The organism is Nocardioides sp. ChNu-153, from assembly GCF_030466625.1.
In the GTDB taxonomy this organism is placed as follows: domain Bacteria; phylum Actinomycetota; class Actinomycetes; order Propionibacteriales; family Nocardioidaceae; genus Nocardioides.
Genome location: NZ_JADEVT010000001.1, coordinates 250,077 through 266,812, shown reverse-complemented (window position 1 = coordinate 266,812; position 16,736 = coordinate 250,077). Strand labels below are relative to the sequence as shown.

At 74.9% G+C, this 16,736-nt stretch carries 20 protein-coding genes; 8 read left to right on the top strand and 12 right to left on the bottom strand.

Going from position 1 to position 16,736, the window contains the following annotated elements; genetic code table 11:
- Nucleotides 1-99: 99 nt before the first annotated feature.
- The 3 genes from INN71_RS01230 to INN71_RS01220 form a co-directional block, all read right to left on the bottom strand.
- Nucleotides 100-390, bottom strand: a complete 291-nt coding sequence (locus tag INN71_RS01230) for a hypothetical protein (RefSeq protein WP_277497674.1) — start codon at nucleotides 388-390, stop codon at nucleotides 100-102.
- A gap of 18 nt (nucleotides 391-408) precedes the next feature.
- Nucleotides 409-1,059 carry a M23 family metallopeptidase gene (locus tag INN71_RS01225; protein ID WP_277497675.1) on the bottom strand — a complete coding sequence of 217 codons (651 nt, stop codon included), beginning with the start codon at nucleotides 1,057-1,059 and terminating at the stop codon, nucleotides 409-411.
- A gap of 285 nt (nucleotides 1,060-1,344) precedes the next feature.
- A complete protein-coding gene (locus tag INN71_RS01220; protein ID WP_277497676.1) occupies nucleotides 1,345-1,932 on the bottom strand; it encodes a TetR family transcriptional regulator in 588 nt (195 codons plus the stop codon).
- A 119-nt stretch (nucleotides 1,933-2,051) separates the two neighbouring features.
- On the opposite strand from INN71_RS01220, the gene INN71_RS01215 reads away from it, so the two are divergent.
- From INN71_RS01215 to INN71_RS01205, 3 genes are read left to right on the top strand one after another with little or no spacing between them, the layout of a single operon-like run.
- On the top strand, nucleotides 2,052-2,693 hold the full coding sequence (locus INN71_RS01215) for a biotin transporter BioY (protein ID WP_277497677.1): 642 nt from the start codon (nucleotides 2,052-2,054) through the stop codon (nucleotides 2,691-2,693).
- A 7-nt stretch (nucleotides 2,694-2,700) separates the two neighbouring features.
- Nucleotides 2,701-3,390 (top strand): energy-coupling factor ABC transporter ATP-binding protein, encoded by a 690-nt coding sequence (locus INN71_RS01210; RefSeq protein ID WP_277497678.1) that lies wholly within the window; start codon nucleotides 2,701-2,703, stop codon nucleotides 3,388-3,390.
- Entirely contained in the window at nucleotides 3,387-3,998 is a 612-nt protein-coding gene (locus tag INN71_RS01205; RefSeq protein WP_277497679.1) for an energy-coupling factor transporter transmembrane protein EcfT, read from the top strand. The genes INN71_RS01210 and INN71_RS01205 overlap by 4 nt, the downstream gene beginning before the upstream one ends.
- Before the next feature lie 21 nt (nucleotides 3,999-4,019).
- Here the strand turns inward: INN71_RS01205 and INN71_RS01200 are convergent, their stop codons facing one another.
- Nucleotides 4,020-4,583, bottom strand: a complete 564-nt coding sequence (locus tag INN71_RS01200; RefSeq protein WP_277497680.1) for an NADPH-dependent FMN reductase — start codon at nucleotides 4,581-4,583, stop codon at nucleotides 4,020-4,022.
- 115 nt (nucleotides 4,584-4,698) lie between these two features.
- On the opposite strand from INN71_RS01200, the gene INN71_RS01195 reads away from it, so the two are divergent.
- Nucleotides 4,699-5,331, top strand: a complete 633-nt coding sequence (locus INN71_RS01195; protein WP_277497681.1) for a TetR/AcrR family transcriptional regulator — start codon at nucleotides 4,699-4,701, stop codon at nucleotides 5,329-5,331.
- Here the strand turns inward: INN71_RS01195 and INN71_RS01190 are convergent.
- The 4 genes from INN71_RS01190 to INN71_RS01175 all read right to left on the bottom strand — a co-directional run bounded on the left by INN71_RS01190 (nucleotide 5,291) and on the right by INN71_RS01175 (nucleotide 10,054).
- Entirely contained in the window at nucleotides 5,291-5,878 is a 588-nt protein-coding gene (locus INN71_RS01190; RefSeq protein ID WP_277497682.1) for an NUDIX hydrolase family protein, read from the bottom strand. The genes INN71_RS01195 and INN71_RS01190 overlap by 41 nt on opposite strands.
- A 25-nt stretch (nucleotides 5,879-5,903) precedes the next feature.
- Nucleotides 5,904-7,535 (bottom strand): citramalate synthase, encoded by a 1,632-nt coding sequence (gene cimA / locus INN71_RS01185; RefSeq protein WP_277497683.1) that lies wholly within the window; start codon nucleotides 7,533-7,535, stop codon nucleotides 5,904-5,906.
- A gap of 223 nt (nucleotides 7,536-7,758) precedes the next feature.
- A complete protein-coding gene (locus tag INN71_RS01180; RefSeq protein WP_301799243.1) occupies nucleotides 7,759-9,624 on the bottom strand; it encodes a serine/threonine-protein kinase in 1,866 nt (621 codons plus the stop codon).
- Between the two features lie 10 nt (nucleotides 9,625-9,634).
- The gene (locus tag INN71_RS01175; RefSeq protein ID WP_301799241.1) at nucleotides 9,635-10,054 is read right to left on the bottom strand and encodes an MmcQ/YjbR family DNA-binding protein; all 420 of its coding nucleotides are present in this window, start codon (nucleotides 10,052-10,054) and stop codon (nucleotides 9,635-9,637) included.
- 118 nt (nucleotides 10,055-10,172) lie between these two features.
- Here INN71_RS01175 and INN71_RS01170 point away from each other — a divergent pair, with 118 nt between their 5' ends.
- Nucleotides 10,173-11,192, top strand: a complete 1,020-nt coding sequence (locus INN71_RS01170; protein ID WP_301799240.1) for an ATP-binding cassette domain-containing protein — start codon at nucleotides 10,173-10,175, stop codon at nucleotides 11,190-11,192.
- Nucleotides 11,189-12,055, top strand: coding sequence for an ABC transporter permease (locus INN71_RS01165; protein ID WP_301799237.1), 867 nt, complete (start codon nucleotides 11,189-11,191; stop codon nucleotides 12,053-12,055). The genes INN71_RS01170 and INN71_RS01165 overlap by 4 nt, the downstream gene beginning before the upstream one ends.
- Nucleotides 12,056-12,088: 33 nt before the next feature.
- Here the strand turns inward: INN71_RS01165 and INN71_RS01160 are convergent, their stop codons facing one another.
- From INN71_RS01160 to INN71_RS01150, 3 genes are all read right to left on the bottom strand, one after another.
- Entirely contained in the window at nucleotides 12,089-13,174 is a 1,086-nt protein-coding gene (locus tag INN71_RS01160; protein WP_277499244.1) for a branched-chain amino acid aminotransferase, read from the bottom strand.
- Between the two features lie 130 nt (nucleotides 13,175-13,304).
- Nucleotides 13,305-14,387: a 3-isopropylmalate dehydrogenase gene (locus tag INN71_RS01155; RefSeq protein WP_277499242.1), complete on the bottom strand. Its 1,083-nt coding sequence runs from the start codon at nucleotides 14,385-14,387 to the stop codon at nucleotides 13,305-13,307.
- An 11-nt stretch (nucleotides 14,388-14,398) separates the two neighbouring features.
- A complete protein-coding gene (locus INN71_RS01150) occupies nucleotides 14,399-14,524 on the bottom strand; it encodes a hypothetical protein (RefSeq protein WP_277499241.1) in 126 nt (41 codons plus the stop codon).
- A gap of 448 nt (nucleotides 14,525-14,972) precedes the next feature.
- Between INN71_RS01150 and INN71_RS01145 the strand changes: the two genes are divergently transcribed.
- Nucleotides 14,973-15,539: an O-methyltransferase gene (locus tag INN71_RS01145; RefSeq protein ID WP_277499240.1), complete on the top strand. Its 567-nt coding sequence runs from the start codon at nucleotides 14,973-14,975 to the stop codon at nucleotides 15,537-15,539.
- On the opposite strand, the gene INN71_RS01140 is transcribed toward INN71_RS01145, so the two are convergent.
- Nucleotides 15,520-16,260: a YitT family protein gene (locus tag INN71_RS01140; protein WP_277499239.1), complete on the bottom strand. Its 741-nt coding sequence runs from the start codon at nucleotides 16,258-16,260 to the stop codon at nucleotides 15,520-15,522. The two genes, INN71_RS01145 and INN71_RS01140, sit on opposite strands and share 20 nt — an antisense overlap.
- A 184-nt stretch (nucleotides 16,261-16,444) precedes the next feature.
- On the opposite strand from INN71_RS01140, the gene INN71_RS01135 reads away from it, so the two are divergent.
- Complete coding sequence (locus INN71_RS01135; protein ID WP_301799235.1) at nucleotides 16,445-16,726, top strand: DUF4287 domain-containing protein; 282 nt, start codon at nucleotides 16,445-16,447, stop codon at nucleotides 16,724-16,726.
- Nucleotides 16,727-16,736 lie beyond the last annotated feature (10 nt).

Here is a 16,736-nt window from a genome sequence, read left to right as displayed (position 1 = left end):
CTTCTCTCCGTCGATCCGCTGGCCTGCTGCCCAGGGTAGGCGCCGGGCGGCGCGACCGCACTCGACTGAACCCCGACCGACCTTGCTCGCCCTCGTCGGTCAGCAATTTCCGATGAGGACGCGCATGAGCAGCGCGGCCGCCCCCAGCGCGGCGGAGACCCCCATGATCCAGCGCGCCAGGCGCGGTACGGGTTCATCGTCGAGGAATCTGAGGTCGTCGCGGCGTGCGAGGAGGTGGAGCAGCAGGCCGAGCACTAGGCCGATCACCGCCAGGATCACGACGACGTCGAGCGCTCCGACGAGCCTGTCGACGATGGGAGTCGGCGGCAGGCACGCGGGCGGATCGACGATCGGGGGTTGGGCGGTGGTCTGATCGTTGAGCCGGTTCATGCGGCTTGTTTGGCGCGGTCATGGGGTGAGGGTGCGGCCGGCGTTGTTGCGTAGCCAGGTCGAGGGGTTGATGTTGTCGGCGTAGATGGAGCCGTTGGTGGGGTGGACCTCGAAGTGCAGGTGGCAGCCGGTGCTGTTGCCGAGGGACCCGACGTAGCCCACGATCTGCCCGGACTGGACCTGGTCGCCGTCGGCGAAGTCGGCGGCGGCCATGTGGGAGTACCAGGTGGTGAGGGCGCCGGGTCCGGTCTCGATCTTGATGAAGTTCGGGCCGGCCCAGCCGCTCTGTGAGGGGTCGGTGCGCACGACGCCGGCGTGGGCGGCGTAGACCGGCTCACCGCAGGGCAGGGAGAAGTCGGCGCCGGTGTGGGCGCGGGCCCAGTTGCCGCCGGAGTTGCCCCAGTTCTGCCGGTCGATCGAGACCCCGTTGGCGACCGGGTAGGTCACCTCACCGGGTGGGACGTTGAGCCCGGAGCAGGGCTGGCCGGCCTCGAGGACCTCGACGCCGGCGTCGGTCATCTGGGTGATGAGGTCGACCGCGTCGTCCCACAGCGGGGCGTAATGGAAGGGGTCGGCGTTGCGTTGGGTCTTGTGCGCCGCGAGCGTGGGTTCCATGGTCTCCCAGCCCTCGACGCGCAGCAGGGCCTCGTAGAAGTTGATCGAGGACATGCGGGGTCCATCCGCTCCTCGTAGCTGCCCCAGGCGCCGTTGGCGCGCTGCTGGAAGAGCCCGCGGGAGTCCGGGCCGGCGTTGTCGCCGTAGTCGATGACCTTGAGGCTGGACTCGCCCATCGCGGTCATGACCGCGATGGCCTGGGCACGCGCCGGTACGGGGATCTCCTCACCGGCGACGATGATCGCCGCGGCGTTGGCGACCTGCTCGGGGTCCCATCGTTCGATCCCGCCGGTGGGGACGTTGCTGAACTCACCGCGGTGTTGCTGGCGCCCGCCCCTCCTACCGCGCCCCGACCCGCGCGCGGAGCCCGTCGAGCACGATGCCGAGGCCGACGGCGAAGTCGCCGCCGGAGCGGGGGGCGTCGTCGATGGCGCCGGCGCTCGCCGCCTGGAGGTGGGTCTGCTCGGCGACGACGTGGCCGAGCACGAAGTGCAGCAGCGTGCGCGCCCCGATCTCGGCCAGCCCCTCGTCCACCTCGCCGAGCCCCTCGGCCCGGCCGGCGCGCAGCGCGGCGAGGAGCGCGTCGTACGGCGCGGTGGCCCCGGTGCCGAAGGCGTACGCCGTCGCCACGACCTCGCCCCCGTCGCGGTAGGCGAGCACCGCGTCCCGCACCCACCCGCACACGGCGGCGACCTGCGCGTCCCAGGGGGCGGCGAGGTCGGGCTCGAAGCGCGCCCGGGCGAGGATCTCGTCGGCGACGGCGGCGAGCAGCGCCTGCTTGCTCGGGAAGTGGTGGTAGAGCGCGCTCGGCCGCACGCCCAGCTCGGCGCCCAGGCGGCGCATCGACAGGTCGCCGAGCCCGTAGCGGTCGAGCACGTCGACGGCGCGGGCGACGACGTCGGGGCGGTGGTACCGCACGAGCGCCACGACTCCTCCTCGCGGGGCCCGGCAGGCGGACCCCGATTGACCGACCGGGACTCCGACCCTAACCTGAACGCCGTTCACCTGACCACCGGTCAGGTCCGGATCCCCCAGGAGCACCCCGCATGAGCACCCCCTCCCGCACCGGCCGCCCGCGCCGCTCGACCGGCACCGACATCGCGCTCGTCGCCGGCTTCGCCGCCCTCATCGCGATCTGCGCCATCCTCCCGGCGATCAAGCTCGCCGGACCGGTCCCCATCACGCTGCAGACCTTCGGCGTGCTGCTCGCCGGCGCCGTCCTCGGCGCGCGCCGCGGCTTCCTGGCCGTCCTGCTGTACGTCGCGGCCGGCGCGGTCGGCCTGCCCGTCTTCTCCGGCGGCGCCTCCGGGCTCGGGGTCATCGTCGGCCCCTCCGGCGGCTACCTCCTCGGCTTCGCCCTGGCCGCCGGCCTGTGCGGGTTCATCGTCGAGCGCCTCCCCCGCCGCGCCGTCGCGGCGCCCGGCTACTTCGCCGCCGGCCTGTTCAGCAGCGCCGTCTTCATCCACACGCTCGGCATGGCCGGCCTGGTCGTCAACGCCGACCTCACCTGGGCCGCGGCCTTCGACGTCGACAAGGTCTTCTGGATCGGGGACGTGCTGAAGAACGTCGCCATGGCCGTCGTGGCCTTCTCCGTGCACCGGGCCTTCCCCGACCTCCTGCCCCGGCGTGGGGACGGCACGGCCGCCGGGCGCGCGGCCGCCGCACCCGCCGGCACCCCGGCCGGCTGACCACCCCTTGGGTCACATCCGGATCGAGGACGTCGTCGTCCGGGCCGACACGGCCGACGGCGACGTCCTCGTGCTCGACCGCACGACGCTCGACCTCACCGAGCGGCGCGTCGCGCTGGTCGGGCCCAACGGCTCGGGCAAGTCGACGCTCGCCCGGCTCCTCAACGGCCTCGTCGAGCCGACCGCCGGGCGCGTCGTCGTCGACGGGGTCGACGTCGCCGAGGACGGTGCGGCGGTACGGCGGCGCGTCGGCTTCGTCTTCACCGACCCCTCCGCGCAGCTCGTCATGCCCACCGCGCTCGAGGACGTGGCGCTCTCGCTGCGCCGTACCCACCGCGACAAGGCGCGCCGGCGGGCCGCGGCCCAGGACGTGCTGGAGCGGTTCGGCCTCGGGGAGCTCGCGGACCGCAGCGTCCACGCCCTCTCGGGCGGGCAGCGCCAGCTGCTGGCGCTCGCGGGCGTGCTGGCCACCGACCCCGCCGTGCTCGTGGCCGACGAGCCGACCACCCTGCTCGACCTGCGCAACGCACGCCTCGTCGGCGACCTGCTCCTCGGGCTCGAGCAGCAGCTCGTGCTCGTGACGCACGACCTCGAGCTGGCGGCGCGGTGCGAGCGGGCGCTGCTCGTCGACGGCGGCCGCGTCGTGGCGGACGGGCCGGCCGCCGACGTCGTCGACCACTACCGGGCCACGGCGTGACCACCCTGCCGCTGGGCGCCTACCGCCCCGGGCGCACGTGGCTGCACCGGCTCCCGGCCGGTGCGAAGCTGCTCGCCCTCCTCGTGACCGCGGTGGTCGTCACCCTCGTCCGCGGACCGGCGAGCGCCGTCGTGTTCGTGGCCCTGACGGTGGGCCTGGTCGCCTGGTCGGGCGCCCCCCTGCGCCGCACGCTGCGTTCCCTGCGGGGGTTCGCGCTCGTCGCGGTGGCGCTGACGGCGTACCAGGTGTGGACCCGGGGCTGGGCGCCCGCCGTGGAGACGGTCGGCGACCTGCTCGGCATGATCCTGCTCGCGACCGTGCTGACGACGACGACCGCGGTCGACGACCTCATCGACGTCGTCACCCGCGTCCTCGGCCCGCTGCGCCCGCTCGGGGTGGACCCCGCCCGGGTCGGGCTCGCCTTCTCGCTGATGATCCGCGCCCTGCCGACGACCCTGGAGATCGCCCTGCAGACCCGGGACGCGGCACGGGCCCGGGGACTCCAGCGGAGTCCCCGGGCCCTGCTGGTCCCGATGGTCGTGCGCGTGGTCGCCGGCGCCCGGGCGACGGGCGACGCGCTGCACGCGCGCGGGCTGGGCGACGACTGAGTCGCCCCCCGCTGCCCCGGCTCAGGCCGCGACGGTCTCGCCCTCGTGGGCCACGAGCTCGGTGAGCACGGCGAGCGCGTCGGTCACGAGCTGCTCGTCGCCGCTGAGGTCCATCGAGGTCGGCGTGGCCGACAGGCCCTTCTCGAGGGCGACGCCGCCGGCGATGCCGACCGACTTGCGGGCCTCGTCGTGGGCCCACACGCCGCCGAAGCGGCCGAAGGAGGCGCCGACCACGGCGACGGGCTTGCCCTTGAGGGCGCCGGCCGCGTAGGGGCGCGAGCCCCAGTCGATGACGTTGGCGAGCACGGCGGGCATGCGGCCGTTGTACTCGGGCGTGACGAACAGGACGCGGTCCGCGGCGGCGATGGCGTCGCGGACGCGCTCCACGGCCTCGGGGGCGCCGGCGGCGTCGACGTCGTCGTCGTAGAACGGCAGGTCGCCCAGACCCTCGACGATCTCCACCTCGACGCCCTCGGGCGCGCGGTCGCGGAGCAGCTCGGCCAGGCGGCGGTTGACGGAACCGGTGCGGACGCTGCCGACGAGGGCGGCGACGCGGACCGGGGTGGCGGGGACGGTGCTGGTCATGGGTTCTCCTCGGGGAGGGGCGGGTGGGCCGTGGTCACGACTCGAAACGGACCTCGGTCCGAATCCATTCCCGGACCATAGTCCGTTTCTCCGCCGATCGTCTACCCTCGTCCCCGTGACGCCGACCTCGTCCCCCGTGCCGCTGCCCCTCGCGGACGCCCCGCGCGTGCGCGCCGACGCGGCCCGCAACCGGGACGCCGTGTTGTGCGCCGCCGTGCGCCTGGTGGGGGACCTGGGCGCCGACGCCGTGACGATGGACCGGGTCGCCGCCGAGGCGTGCGTCGGCAAGGGCACGATCTTCCGGCGCTTCGGCAGCCGCGCCGGGCTCATGGCGGCCGTCCTCGACGGCTCCGAGACCGGCTTCCAGGAGCGGGTCATCAGCGGCCCGCCGCCCCTGGGACCGGGCGCGGACCCGCTGGAGCGCCTGCTCGCCTTCGGGCCCGAGCGCCTGCGGCAGAACCTGCTCCACGGCGCCCTGCTCGAGGCGGCCGCGGCGCCCCACGGGCGCTCGCTGGCGGCGTACTCCTTCGGGGTGCTGCACGTGCGCTACCTGCTCGCCGAGATCGGCGTCGCGGGGGACCTGCCGCTGCTCGCCTCCGCGCTGCTCGCGCCCCTCGAGGTCCCGGTGGTGCGGGCGCAGGTCGAGGTGCAGGGACTGCCCGTCGAGCGCCTGAGCGCCGCGTGGACGGACCTGGCCCGCCGCGTGGTCAGGCCGGGAGCGCCCCGAGGTGGGCCAGCGCCTGCTTGACGAGCAGCCCGCGGCCGCCCTCCATGTCGGCGAGCACCTCGGGCTCGAGCGCCTCCTCCGGCGTGAGCCACGTGAGCTCCAGGGCGTCCTGGCGCGGCTGGCAGTCCCCCGTCACGGGCACGACGTACACCAGCGCGACCGCGTGCTGCCGCGGGTCGTGCAGCGGGGTGACGCCGGGCAGCGGCAGGTACTCCGCCACCGTGAAGGGCACCGGGTTCGCCGGCAGCTGCGGGAAGGCGGCGGGGCCGAGGTCCTTCTCCAGGTTGCGCAGCAGCGCGCGGCGCACCGACTCGCCCAGCAGCACGCGGCCCGACACGAGGCTCCGGGTCATCCGGCCGTCGACCGAGCCGCGCAGGAGCACGCCGAGGCGCTCGACCTGCCCGAGGTGGTCGACCCGCACGGGGACGGCCTCGACGTAGAGGATCGGCACGCGCCCGCGGGACTCCGCGAGGGCCTCCTGCGACAGCCACCCCGGTGCCGCCTGAGCGTCGACGCCGAAGACGCCGGTGGGCTCGCGCTCGGGTTCGTGGGCACCGAAGAGGGTCATGCGCTCATCCTGCCAGCCCGCCCCTTCACGCGCCCCGCCGGTGCAGCCCGAAGGTGACGCCGTCGAGCAGCGCTCCCCAGGACGCCTCGACCACGTTGGCGCCCACCCCGACCGTGACCCACGACGACTCGCCGTCGCTGGTCTCGATGAGCACGCGGGTGATGGCGTCGGTGCCGTGGCCCTGGTCGAGGATGCGCACCTTGTAGTCGATGAGCTGGAACTTCGCGACCTCCGGGTAGGCCTGGCCGATGGCCGCGCGCAGCGCCTGGTCGAGCGCGTTGACCGGGCCGTTGCCCTCCCCCGTCACGACGATGCGGGTGCCGCCGGCGTGCAGCTTCACGGTGGCCTCGGACAGCGCCTCGCCCCCCGAGCGGCTCTCGGTGATGACGCGCCACGACTCCACCTCGACGTAGGCGGGGCGCGCGCCCGTCAGCTCCTCCACGAGCATGAGCTCGAAGGAGGCGTCGGCCGCCTCGAAGGTGTGGCCGCGGGCCTCGAGCACCTTGACCCGCTCGGTGATGCGGGAGACCAGCTCCTTGCCCTCCGGGCTGTCGACGGCCAGGTCGTAGCCCAGCTCGCGGCCCTTCAGCTCGACGGTCGCGCGGCCCGCCATGTCGGAGACGAGCAGGCGCATGTCGTTGCCGACGCCCGCCGGGTCCATGTGCTGGTAGAGGTCCGGGTCGACCTTGATGGCGCTGGCGTGCAGCCCGGCCTTGTGCGCGAAGGCCGACGTGCCGACGTACGGCTGGCGCGACGCGGGCGGGAAGTTGGTCACCTCGGCGACCGCGTGGGCGATGCGCGTGGCCTCGGCGAGCGCGCCCGGGGGCAGCACCGGCCGGCCGAGCTTGAGCTCCAGCGCCGCGACGACGGCGACGAGGTCGGCGTTGCCGGTGCGCTCGCCGTACCCGTTGAGGCAGCCCTGCACGTGCGTGGCGCCCGCCTCGACCGCCGCGACCGAGTTGGCGACCGCGCAGCCGGTGTCGTTGTGGGCGTGGATGCCGACGCGCCCGCCCGTGGTGGCGACGACGTCGGCGACGACCTCGCCCACCCACCGGGGCAGCATGCCGCCGTTGGTGTCGCACAGGGCGACGAGCTCCGCGCCGGCCTCGTACGCCGCGCCGAGCACGTCGAGGGCGTAGGACCGGTCGGACCGGAAGCCGTCGAAGAAGTGCTCCGCGTCGACGAAGACCTCCAGGCCCTCCGCGCGCAGGTGGGAGACCGTGTCGCGCACCATCGCCAGGTTCTCCGCCGGCGTGGTGCGCAGCGCGAGCTCGACGTGGCGGTCGTGCGACTTCGCGACGAGGCACGCGGTGCGGGCGCCGGAGTCGCGCAGCGCGGCGACCAGCGGGTCGTCGGCGGCGGCCGTGCCGGGACGCCGGGTCGAGCCGAAGGCCGCCAGCCGGGCGTGGCTGAGGTCGAGCTCCGTGCGGGCCCGACGGAAGAACTCGGTGTCCTTCGGGTTCGCGCCCGGCCACCCGCCCTCGACGTACCCCACCCCCAGCTCGTCCAGCAGCCGCGCGATCGCGAGCTTGTCGGCGACCGAGAGGTTGAGCCCCTCCTGCTGCGCGCCGTCGCGCAGCGTCGTGTCGTAGACGTGGAAGGCGCCCTGGAGGTCGAGCGGGGCGGGGGCGGCGGGTGCTGCGGCGGGGGTGGTCATGGTGCGTCCTTCGGGGGTACGGCGGGAGTACGGCGGACCGGGGCGCGCGCGACGGACGACCGGGGTGCGGGCACAAAAAAACCTCTCGGGTCAGGAGAGGTCGGCGCGCCCGGTGGTCCGGGGCGCGCTAGGTAATGACGATCGTCGACGTGGCCACCTGCGGAGTGTGGCACGGAACGCCGGGCCGGGCGAGGGCCTCCCGCCAGGTGGGCGGACGGGCGGCTCAGCGGCCCGGCAGCACGGCGTCCAGCAGGTCGGACCCCAAGCTCGCGGGCGAGGATCCCCACTGCGCGTCCTCCTGCTGGACGAGCGTCCCCAGGCCGGCGACGAGCGCGCCCAGCAGCAGCGCGGCGACCACCCAGGCGAGGGCGACGTCGGCGACCGGGCGCACGGCGGCGGCCAGCGGTCCCCGCACCCGCGCGCCGCCCGGCCCGGTCCACACCCCGAGCGCGAGCGCGGCGCCCGCGGCGGCGAGGCCGACCGGCTGCGACGTGCCCAGCACCCAGGCGACGAGGCCCACGCTCGCCGCGAGCAGGAGGCTCCACGCGAGCAGCAGCACCGTGCCCGGCAGTGCGACCACCGCGTGCCACGGGAACGCGAGCACCCCGCGCGGGGCGTCGCTCCACCGCGGCCCCCGGCGGGCCCGCCGGTCCCGGCCCGCGCTCGCGGCCCGCGACCCGGCGCGCAGCAGCCACGTCCCGGCGGCCACGCCGCCGAGCGCCACCCACGGCGCCAGTCCCACGCACGCCGCGACGGCGCAGCCCAGGAGCACGAGCAGGACGCCGGAGCGGAGGCGCGCGCCCGCCGAGCGACGCGGGCGGGCCCCGGGCTCCGGGGGCCCCGCGGGCTCCGGGGGCGGGTACGGCGGGCGCTGCTGACCGGGGTGCTGCTGCGGACCGGGGTGCAGCCCCGGGTGCGGACGCATCGTCGGCGCGAACGGCGGCCGCGACCCGGGCGGCGGGGGCGGCGGCTGCTGGTACGGCGCACGCTCCGGCGGCATGAGGCTCGCCGGGTCGGGGCGCTCGGGGGCGGTCGGCTCGTCGGGCAGCACCTTCGTGCGGGCCTCGAGCGGCGGGAGCGGGCGACCGGCGGGGGCCGACGGTGGCGCCGTCGACCCGGGCGGGGCGCTCGTGACCGGCATGGTCGACACCGGCGCCACCGCGGTCGGGGCGGCGGGGCCCGCCGTACCTGCTGGTGCCGCACCGCCGACGGCGGGCATGCGGGCGCGGGTGGAGGACTCGAGGGCCGCGGGGTCGATCCAGGCACGCAGCTCGGCGAGCGAGGGGCGGCGCCCCGGGTCGGGGTCGAGCGCGCGCTCCAGGGCGGCGCGGATGCCGGTCGGGAGCCCGTCGAGGTCGTGCTCGCCACGGCGCACCCGGTCCATCACCGCCATCGCCGGTCCCCGCCCGAACGGGGCCCGGCCGAGGCCGCCGAAGGCGATGGTGGCGGCGAGCGAGTGCACGTCGGCGGCGGGCGTCGCGTCCTCGCCGAGGAGGATCTCGGGCGCGAGGTAGCCCGGCGTGCCCAGCAGCCAGCCGGTGTGCGTCAGCCGCGGGTCGTCGGCGACGCGGGCCAGGCCGAAGTCGATGAGGATCGGGTTGCGCCCCTCCATCAGCACGTTCGACGGCTTCACGTCGCGGTGCAGCACGCCGACCCGGTGCACGGCGTCGAGGGCGGCGCACAGCTCGGCGGCGAAGTGCGCGAGGTCGCCGGCGGCGACCGGGCCCTCCTCCCGGACGTGGTCGTGGAGGCTGAGGCCCGGCACGTAGCGGGTCGCGACGTACGGGATGTCCGCCCACGGGTCGGCGTCGACGATCTCGGCGACGCGGCTCGAGCGGATGCGGCTCAGCGAGTTGACCTCGCGGGCCAGGCGGGCGCGGGCCTCGTCGTCGCCGACGACGTGGGGGCGGAGCACCTTGAGCGCCACGCGCTCGCCGCCGGGTCTGCGGGCGAGGTGCACGACGCCCATGCCGCCCTCGCCGATGCGGGCGAGCAGGCGGTACTCCCCCACCCGGAGACCGGGCGGGGGACGGTGCTGCTCGGGAGCTGCGGGCGGGGCTGACGGGCCCGGCCGGGGAGCCGTCGACACGGCTGCGAGGCTACCCCGCCGAGCCCTGCCGGGTCCGCTCCTCGAGCTCGGCGAGGGCGCGGCGGGGCGCCACGAGCCGGTAGGAGGCGTCGACGAGCTCGGCCACCTCGCCCGCGTCGACGCCGGGCGCGTCGAGATCGAGGCCGCGCCAGCCGAACGAGGCCCAGTAGCGCGGCAGGAAGAAGCGGGGGTCCTCGTCGAGGGCGGGCAGCTCGGCGGGGTCGACCTTGACCACGACGGCCGCCGGGTGCGGCACGCGGGTGCCGGCGGGCTGCTTCTGCTCCGAGCCGAACAGGCAGAAGATCTTCCCCACCCGGAAGGTCGGGCGGCCGTGGGAGACGACCTCCTCGGCCCGCGGGTAGGCCAGGGCCAGGGCACGCAGCCGCGCGAGCCAGGGGTCGTCGTCGTCGAACTGGATGGGGTGGGGCACGGCGTCAGCGTCCCGAGCCGGGCGGGGCCCGTCAACGGGTGACCCGGGCCGATGAGTTCGGCGCGCGGCGCGGGTCGACCCGTCGTACCCCCTCGGACCGACCGGAAGGACACCCGACGTGACCTCCTCCTCACCACCGGCGATCGAGGCCCGTGGCCTCGTGAAGACGTTCGGCAGCAACCGGGCGGTCGACGGCGTCGACCTCACCGTCGCGCCCGGCACCGTGTACGGCCTGCTCGGCCCCAACGGCGCCGGCAAGACGACGACCGTCAAGCTGTTGGCGACCCTGCTGCGCCCCGACGGCGGCGAGGCCCGCGTCTTCGGCCACGACGTGGCCGCCGAGCCCGACACCGTGCGCGGCCTCATCAGCCTCACGGGGCAGTACGCCTCGGTGGACGAGGACCTGACGGGCACGGAGAACCTCGTGCTGCTGAGCCGGCTGCTCGGGCACTCCAAGGCGCGGGCCCGCTCGCGCGCCGCGGACCTGCTCGACGCGTTCGGCCTCGCCGAGGCCGCGGGCCGCCAGGCGAAGGGCTACTCCGGCGGCATGCGCCGGCGCCTCGACATCGCCGCCAGCCTGCTGTCGACCCCGCGCCTGCTCTTCCTGGACGAGCCGACCACCGGCCTCGACCCGCGCAGCCGCAACCAGGTCTGGGACATCGTGCGGGCCGTGGTCGCGCAGGGCACGACGGTGCTGCTGACGACGCAGTACCTCGACGAGGCCGACCAGCTCGCATCGCGGATCGCGGTGATCGACCGCGGCCGCGTGGTCGCCGAGGGCACGAAGGGGGACCTCAAGGCGTCCGTCGGCCTGGGCTCGGTGCACGTCCGGCTCCGCGACGCCGCCCGGCGGGAGGAGGCCGCGGCGCTCCTGGCCCCGGTCCTCGGCTCCGACCCGCACCGGGAGAACGACCCCGTCGCGCTGTCGGTGCGGATCGAGCCGGGCGAGCCGGGCAGTGCGGGCAGTGCCACGGGCACGGCCACCGCGGTCGCCGCCGACCGGTCCGCCGCGGCGCTGCGCGCGCTCGCGGACGCCGGCATCGTCGTCGACACCTTCTCGCTCGGCCAGCCGAGCCTCGACGAGGTCTTCCTCGTCCTCACCGACCGCCCCGCCACCACCGAGGAGAGTGCGGCATGAGCACCGTCGACGCGGCGTCCCCCGCCGCCCCCGCCGGGCCCCCGGCCGGCGACGCACCCGCCACCGCCGACATCGCGCGGATACTGCTGGCGGACCCGCCGCCGGCGCGACCCACGGCGTGGTCGGCGTCGGTCACCTTCGGGTGGCGCGCGGTGCTCAAGATCAAGCACGTGCCGGAGCAGCTGTTCGACGTGACGCTGTTCCCGATCATGATGACGCTGATGTTCACGTACCTCTTCGGGGGTGCCCTGGCGGGCTCCACGACGGCGTACCTGCAGTTCTTCCTGCCCGGCATCCTTGTGTCCAGCATCGCGATGATCACGATGTACACCGGCGTCTCGATCAACACCGACATCGAGAAGGGCGTCTTCGACCGGTTCCGCACGCTGCCGATCTGGCGGCCGGCGCCGATGGTCGGCTACCTGCTCGGGGACCTGCTGCGCTACCTCATCGCCGCCGTCGTCATCGTGACGATGGGCCTGGTGCTCGGCTTCCGGCCCGCCGGCGGGCTCGCCGGTGTCGCGGCGGGCGTCGCGGTGCTGCTCGTGTTCTGCTTCGCGTTCTCGTGGGTGTGGACGATGTTCGGCCTGCTGCTGCGCTCGGAGAAGTCGGTGATGGGCGTCAGCATGATGGTGCTGATGCCGCTGACGTTCCTGTCGAGCACGTACGTCGACCCGGCCACGATGCCGGGCTGGCTGGAGGCGTTCGTCGAGGTCAACCCCATCACGCTGGTCGTCGACTGCGTGCGCTCCCTGTGCGCGGGCACCCCCGACGCCGGCGAGCTGGTCGCGGTCGCCGCGGTCAGCGCGGGCTTCGTCGCCGTGTTCGGCCCGGTCACGATGCGGCTCTACAACCGCAAGTGACCGGGCCGGGCCCGGTGGCCGGGCGGGGTGGGCTCAGAGCACCCGGTGCATCCAGCCGAACGTGTCGTCGGCGCGGCCGTACTGGATGTCGACCAGGGCCTGCCGGATCGTCGTGGTGACCGGGCCGCCCTCGTCGTCGCCGGTCGGCGAGGGCACCTCGCCGCCGGCCCACTTGAGGGCGCCGACGGGGGTGACGACGGCGGCGGTGCCGCAGGCGAAGACCTCGACGATGTCCCCGCCGGCCACGCCGTCGCGCCACTCGTCGATGGTGAACTTCCGCTCGTGCACCTCGTGGCCGAGCTTGCCGGCCAGCTCGATGATCGAGGAGCGCGTGATGCCCTCGAGGATCGTGCCGGTCTCCGGCGTCGAGATGCGGCCGTCCGCGTGCACGAAGTACATGTTCATGCCGCCGAGCTCCTCGACGTAGCGCCCCTCCTGGGCGTCGAGGAACACGACCTGGTCGCAGCCGTGGGCGGAGGCCTCCTGCTGGGCGACGAGCGAGCTGGCGTAGTTGCCGCCGGTCTTGGCCGCGCCCATGCCGCCGCGCCCGGCGCGGGTGTACTCCTCCGTCAGCCACAGGCTCACGGGGCGCACGCCGCCCTTGAAGTAGGCGCCGGCGGGCGAGGCGATGACCATGTAGGTCACGTGCTGCGCGGGCCGCACCCCGAGGAACGTCTCCGAGGCGAACATGAAGGGGCGCAGGTAGAGGCTCTTCTCCCCCTCGCCGTCCGGCACCCAGCGGGCGTCGGTGCGCACGAGCTCGTCGACCGTCGCGACGAAGTCCGCGGGCGGGAGCACGGGCAGCGCCAGGCGGCGCGACGAGCGCTCCATGCGCTCCGCGTTGGCCTCGGGCCGGAACGTCCACACCGAGCCGTCCGCGTGGCGGTAGGCCTTCATGCCCTCGAAGATCTCCTGCGCGTAGTGCAGGACCGCGGTCGCCGGGTCGAGCACCAGCGGCCCGTACGGCGTCACGCGCGCGTCGTGCCACCCCGCCTCCGGCGTCCACTCGACCGTCAGCATGTGGTCGGTGAAGTGGGTGCCGAAACCCGGCGCGGCCAGGATCTCGGCGAGCCGCGCGTCGTCGACGGGGCTCGGGTTCGGGGTGGTGCTGATCTGCATGGGGGGCACGTTAGTCGACCTGTCGGGGTGGGGGTGGACGGGTGGCGGGGTCTGCTGCTCGGCCGGAAATGCGACGACGCCGGGCACGTGGCGTGCCCGGCGTCGTGACGAGGTGGTCAGGGAGCGGGGCTCACCCGGCTACCCGGGCAGCGATGGCGTCGCCGACCTCGGGGGTACGGCGCGGCTCGCCGCCCGCGCGGGCGGCGAGGTCGGCGATGACCGCGTCCTCGATCCTCCGGGCGGCGTCCGCGTGCCCGAGGTGGTCGAGCAGCAGGGCGGCGGAGAGGATCGCGGCGGTGGGGTCGGCCTTCTGCTGGCCCGCGATGTCGGGCGCGGAGCCGTGCACGGGCTCGAACATGGACGGCGTGGTGCGGTCCGGGTTCACGTTGCCGGACGCGGCCAGGCCGATGCCTCCGGTGATGGCGGCGGCGAGGTCCGTGATGATGTCGCCGAAGAGGTTGTCGGTGACGATCACGTCGAAGCGGGACGGGTCGGTCGTCATGAAGATGGTGGCGGCGTCGATGTGCAGGTAGTCGACGGTGACCTCGGGGAACTCCGCACCGACCTCCTTCACCAGCCGGCTCCACACGGCCCCGCCGTACGTGAGGACGTTGGTCTTGTGGATGAGCGTCAGCTTCTTGCGGGGCCGGCGCTGGGCGCGGGCGAACGCGTCGCGGACGACGCGCTCCACGCCGAAGGCCGTGGTGATCGAGACCTCGGTGGCCAGCTCGGCCGGCGTGCCGACGCGCAGCGCACCGCCGTTGCCCGTGTAGGGGCCCTCGGTGCCCTCGCGCACGACGACGAAGTCGACCTCGCCCGGGTCCGCCAGCGGCGAGGTGACGCCGGGGAAGATCCGGGACGGGCGCAGGTTCACGTAGTGGTCGAGCTCGAAGCGCAGCCGCAGCAGGAGGCCGCGCTCCAGGATGCCGGGCGGCAGGTTCGGGTCGCCGGGCTTGCCGCCGACCGCGCCGAGCAGGATCGCGTCGTGGGAGCGGACCTCCTCCAGCACCGAGTCCGGGAGCACCTCGCCGGTCGCGAGGTAGCGCTCCGCGCCCAGGTCGTACCGGGTGGGCTCGAACTCCACCCCCGCGGGCGCGGCGACCTCCAGCACCTTGAGCGCCTCGGCCGTCACCTCCTGCCCGATGCCGTCGCCGGGGATGACGGCGAGCCGCAGCGAGCCCGAGGTCGGGCTGGTCGTGGAGGAGTCGGTCATGACCGGCGAGCCTAGTTGTCGTCGGGGCGCTCGCCGCGGGTGTCTCGGGAGTCGAGCGCGACCTGGACGGCCTCGTGGCTGTGGGGGTTGCGGGGGTCGTGGCTGGCGGGTCCCCACTCGGGATACATGTCGTACATAGCGGGCTCCTGGGGTGTCGTGTCAGGGGGTGACAGGGGGTGTGACGGGTGGCGTGACGGGGTGTGCGGTGGGCCGGTCGTGCCGGCGCGACGCCCCGTGACGGGACCGTCGACCCTGGGGATGACCAGGAGTGGACCAGGCGGGGCTGCGGATCACGCAGGAGTCACCTGCGGGCCGCCACGGGGCGTCGTACCCGCACCGGTCCGGCGCTCAGGGGTGGGAGCGAGGGGCGGATGCGGGGATCCGGTGGGGCCAGGCGACGTACCGACGCCGAACACCGCGGCGAGGTGGCCTCACCTTCAGTGGGCCTCGCCGCGGCACTCGATAAGTACGATCACGCTCCGCATGGTGACGAGGACGCTACCCCCGCCCGCCGCACCGCGCAGCAGGTCTCGTGAACTGGCTCACCATCCGAGACACCTGTCCGCGGATGGCACACTCGGGGACGTGAGCGCGCCCCCCGAGCTGCCCGAGATCGTCTCCCGCGCGTTCGACGTCTCCCGCCGCGCCGGCTACGTGTCCTTCTGCCGCAACGAGACCGGGCGGCTCCTCGCAGCGCTCGCCGCCACCCGCGGGGGCGTCATGGCGGAGTTCGGCACCGGGTGCGGCGTGGGTACGGCGTGGCTGCGCAGCGGGCTGCGCGGTGACGCGCACATCCTGACCGCCGAGCTCGACGAGCGCCTGGCCGGGGCCGCGGCGGAGATCTTCGTCGACGACCCGCAGGTGGAGGTGCTCGCCGCCGACTGGTCGACCCTCGGCGACAAGGGTCCCTTCTCCCTGCTGTTCCTGGACTCCGGGGACCCCACCTCGGTCGCGGTCGACGAGATCGCCGACCTGGTCGAGCCGGGCGGCGTCGTCGTGCTCGACGACTTCGTGCCCTGCGAGCAGTGGCCGCCGATCACCTACGGCCGCGTCGACACCCTGCGGGAGCAGTGGTTGAGCGACGAGCGCTTCACGGCGGTGGAGGTCATGGTCGCCTCCGACGCCTCCGCGGTCATCGCGACCCGGCGCTGACGCCCGCCTCGACGCCCGCCTCGACGCCCGCCTCGACGACCGGCGGGGCCACGGCCGCGCCGGGCAGTCGGACCGTCCACCGCGGCAGCATCGCCTGCGTCAGCGGCCCGATGGCGAGGGCGTAGACCAGGGTGCCGACGCCGGCCGCACCCCCGAGGGCCAGGCCGGCGAGCACGACGGTCACCTCGATGCCGGTCCGGACCGCGCGCAGCGACCAGCCCGTGCGGCGCGACAACCCGGTCATGAGGCCGTCGCGGGGACCGCGGCCGAGCTGGGCCCCGATGTAGAGGGCGGTCGCGAACCCGCACAGCACGACGCCGCCGACCATCAGCCCGACCCGGACCGTCCAGCCGAGTGCGCCGTCCCCGACGACGTCGTGCACGTCGACGACGTCGAGCAGCAGCCAGATCGTCGCGTCGGCGCTCAGGCCGAGGACGACGGGGTTGGCCAGCGTCGCGACGCCGGGCACCTCCCGCAGCGGCCAGAAGGCCATCAGCACCACGATGCTGGCGAGCATGAGCACCTGCCCGAGGGTGAGCGGCACGTGCGTCGCGATGCCCGTGTGCAGGACGTCCCACGGGGCGGTGCCGAGGGTGCCCGCCACGAGCATGCCGAGCGAGATCCCGTAGAAGATCAGCCCGACCGTCATCTGGGCGAGGCGGCGCGGGAGACGCCCGGCGCGCAGCTGGGCGACGGGGCCGAGGTCGACGAGGGTGGTCACGGTCCCAGGGTGCACCCTGGGGGCTCCGCGCGGCACGTCCACCGGCGCAGGGGTGGACCGCCCGGGGCGGACTGCGCGGCCCCGCTGCCCGCGGGCGATGAGTTCGCGGCCGCCAGCGGGTCGGACCACCCGACCGCCGTACCGTCTGACCACCCGACCACCCGACCCACCTCAGGAGCAGCGCATGTCCTTCCAGGCCTACCTCGACGGCGCCGAGAGGAAGACCGGTCTCACGCCGCAGCAGCTGGTGGACGCCGCCCACGCCCGTGGGTACGACGCCTCGACGAAGGCCGCCGAGATCCTGGCCTGGCTGAAGGAGGAGCACGGGCTCGGCCGCGGCCACGGCATGGCCCTGGTCCACGTCGTCCAGGAGGGCCCGACCATCAGCGCCCGGCACGTCGGGACCGACGGGGCGCACCGCGACGAGAGCACCGAGCTGCGCCTCGACGGCCTGGCCCGCCGCTGACCGCACGGGC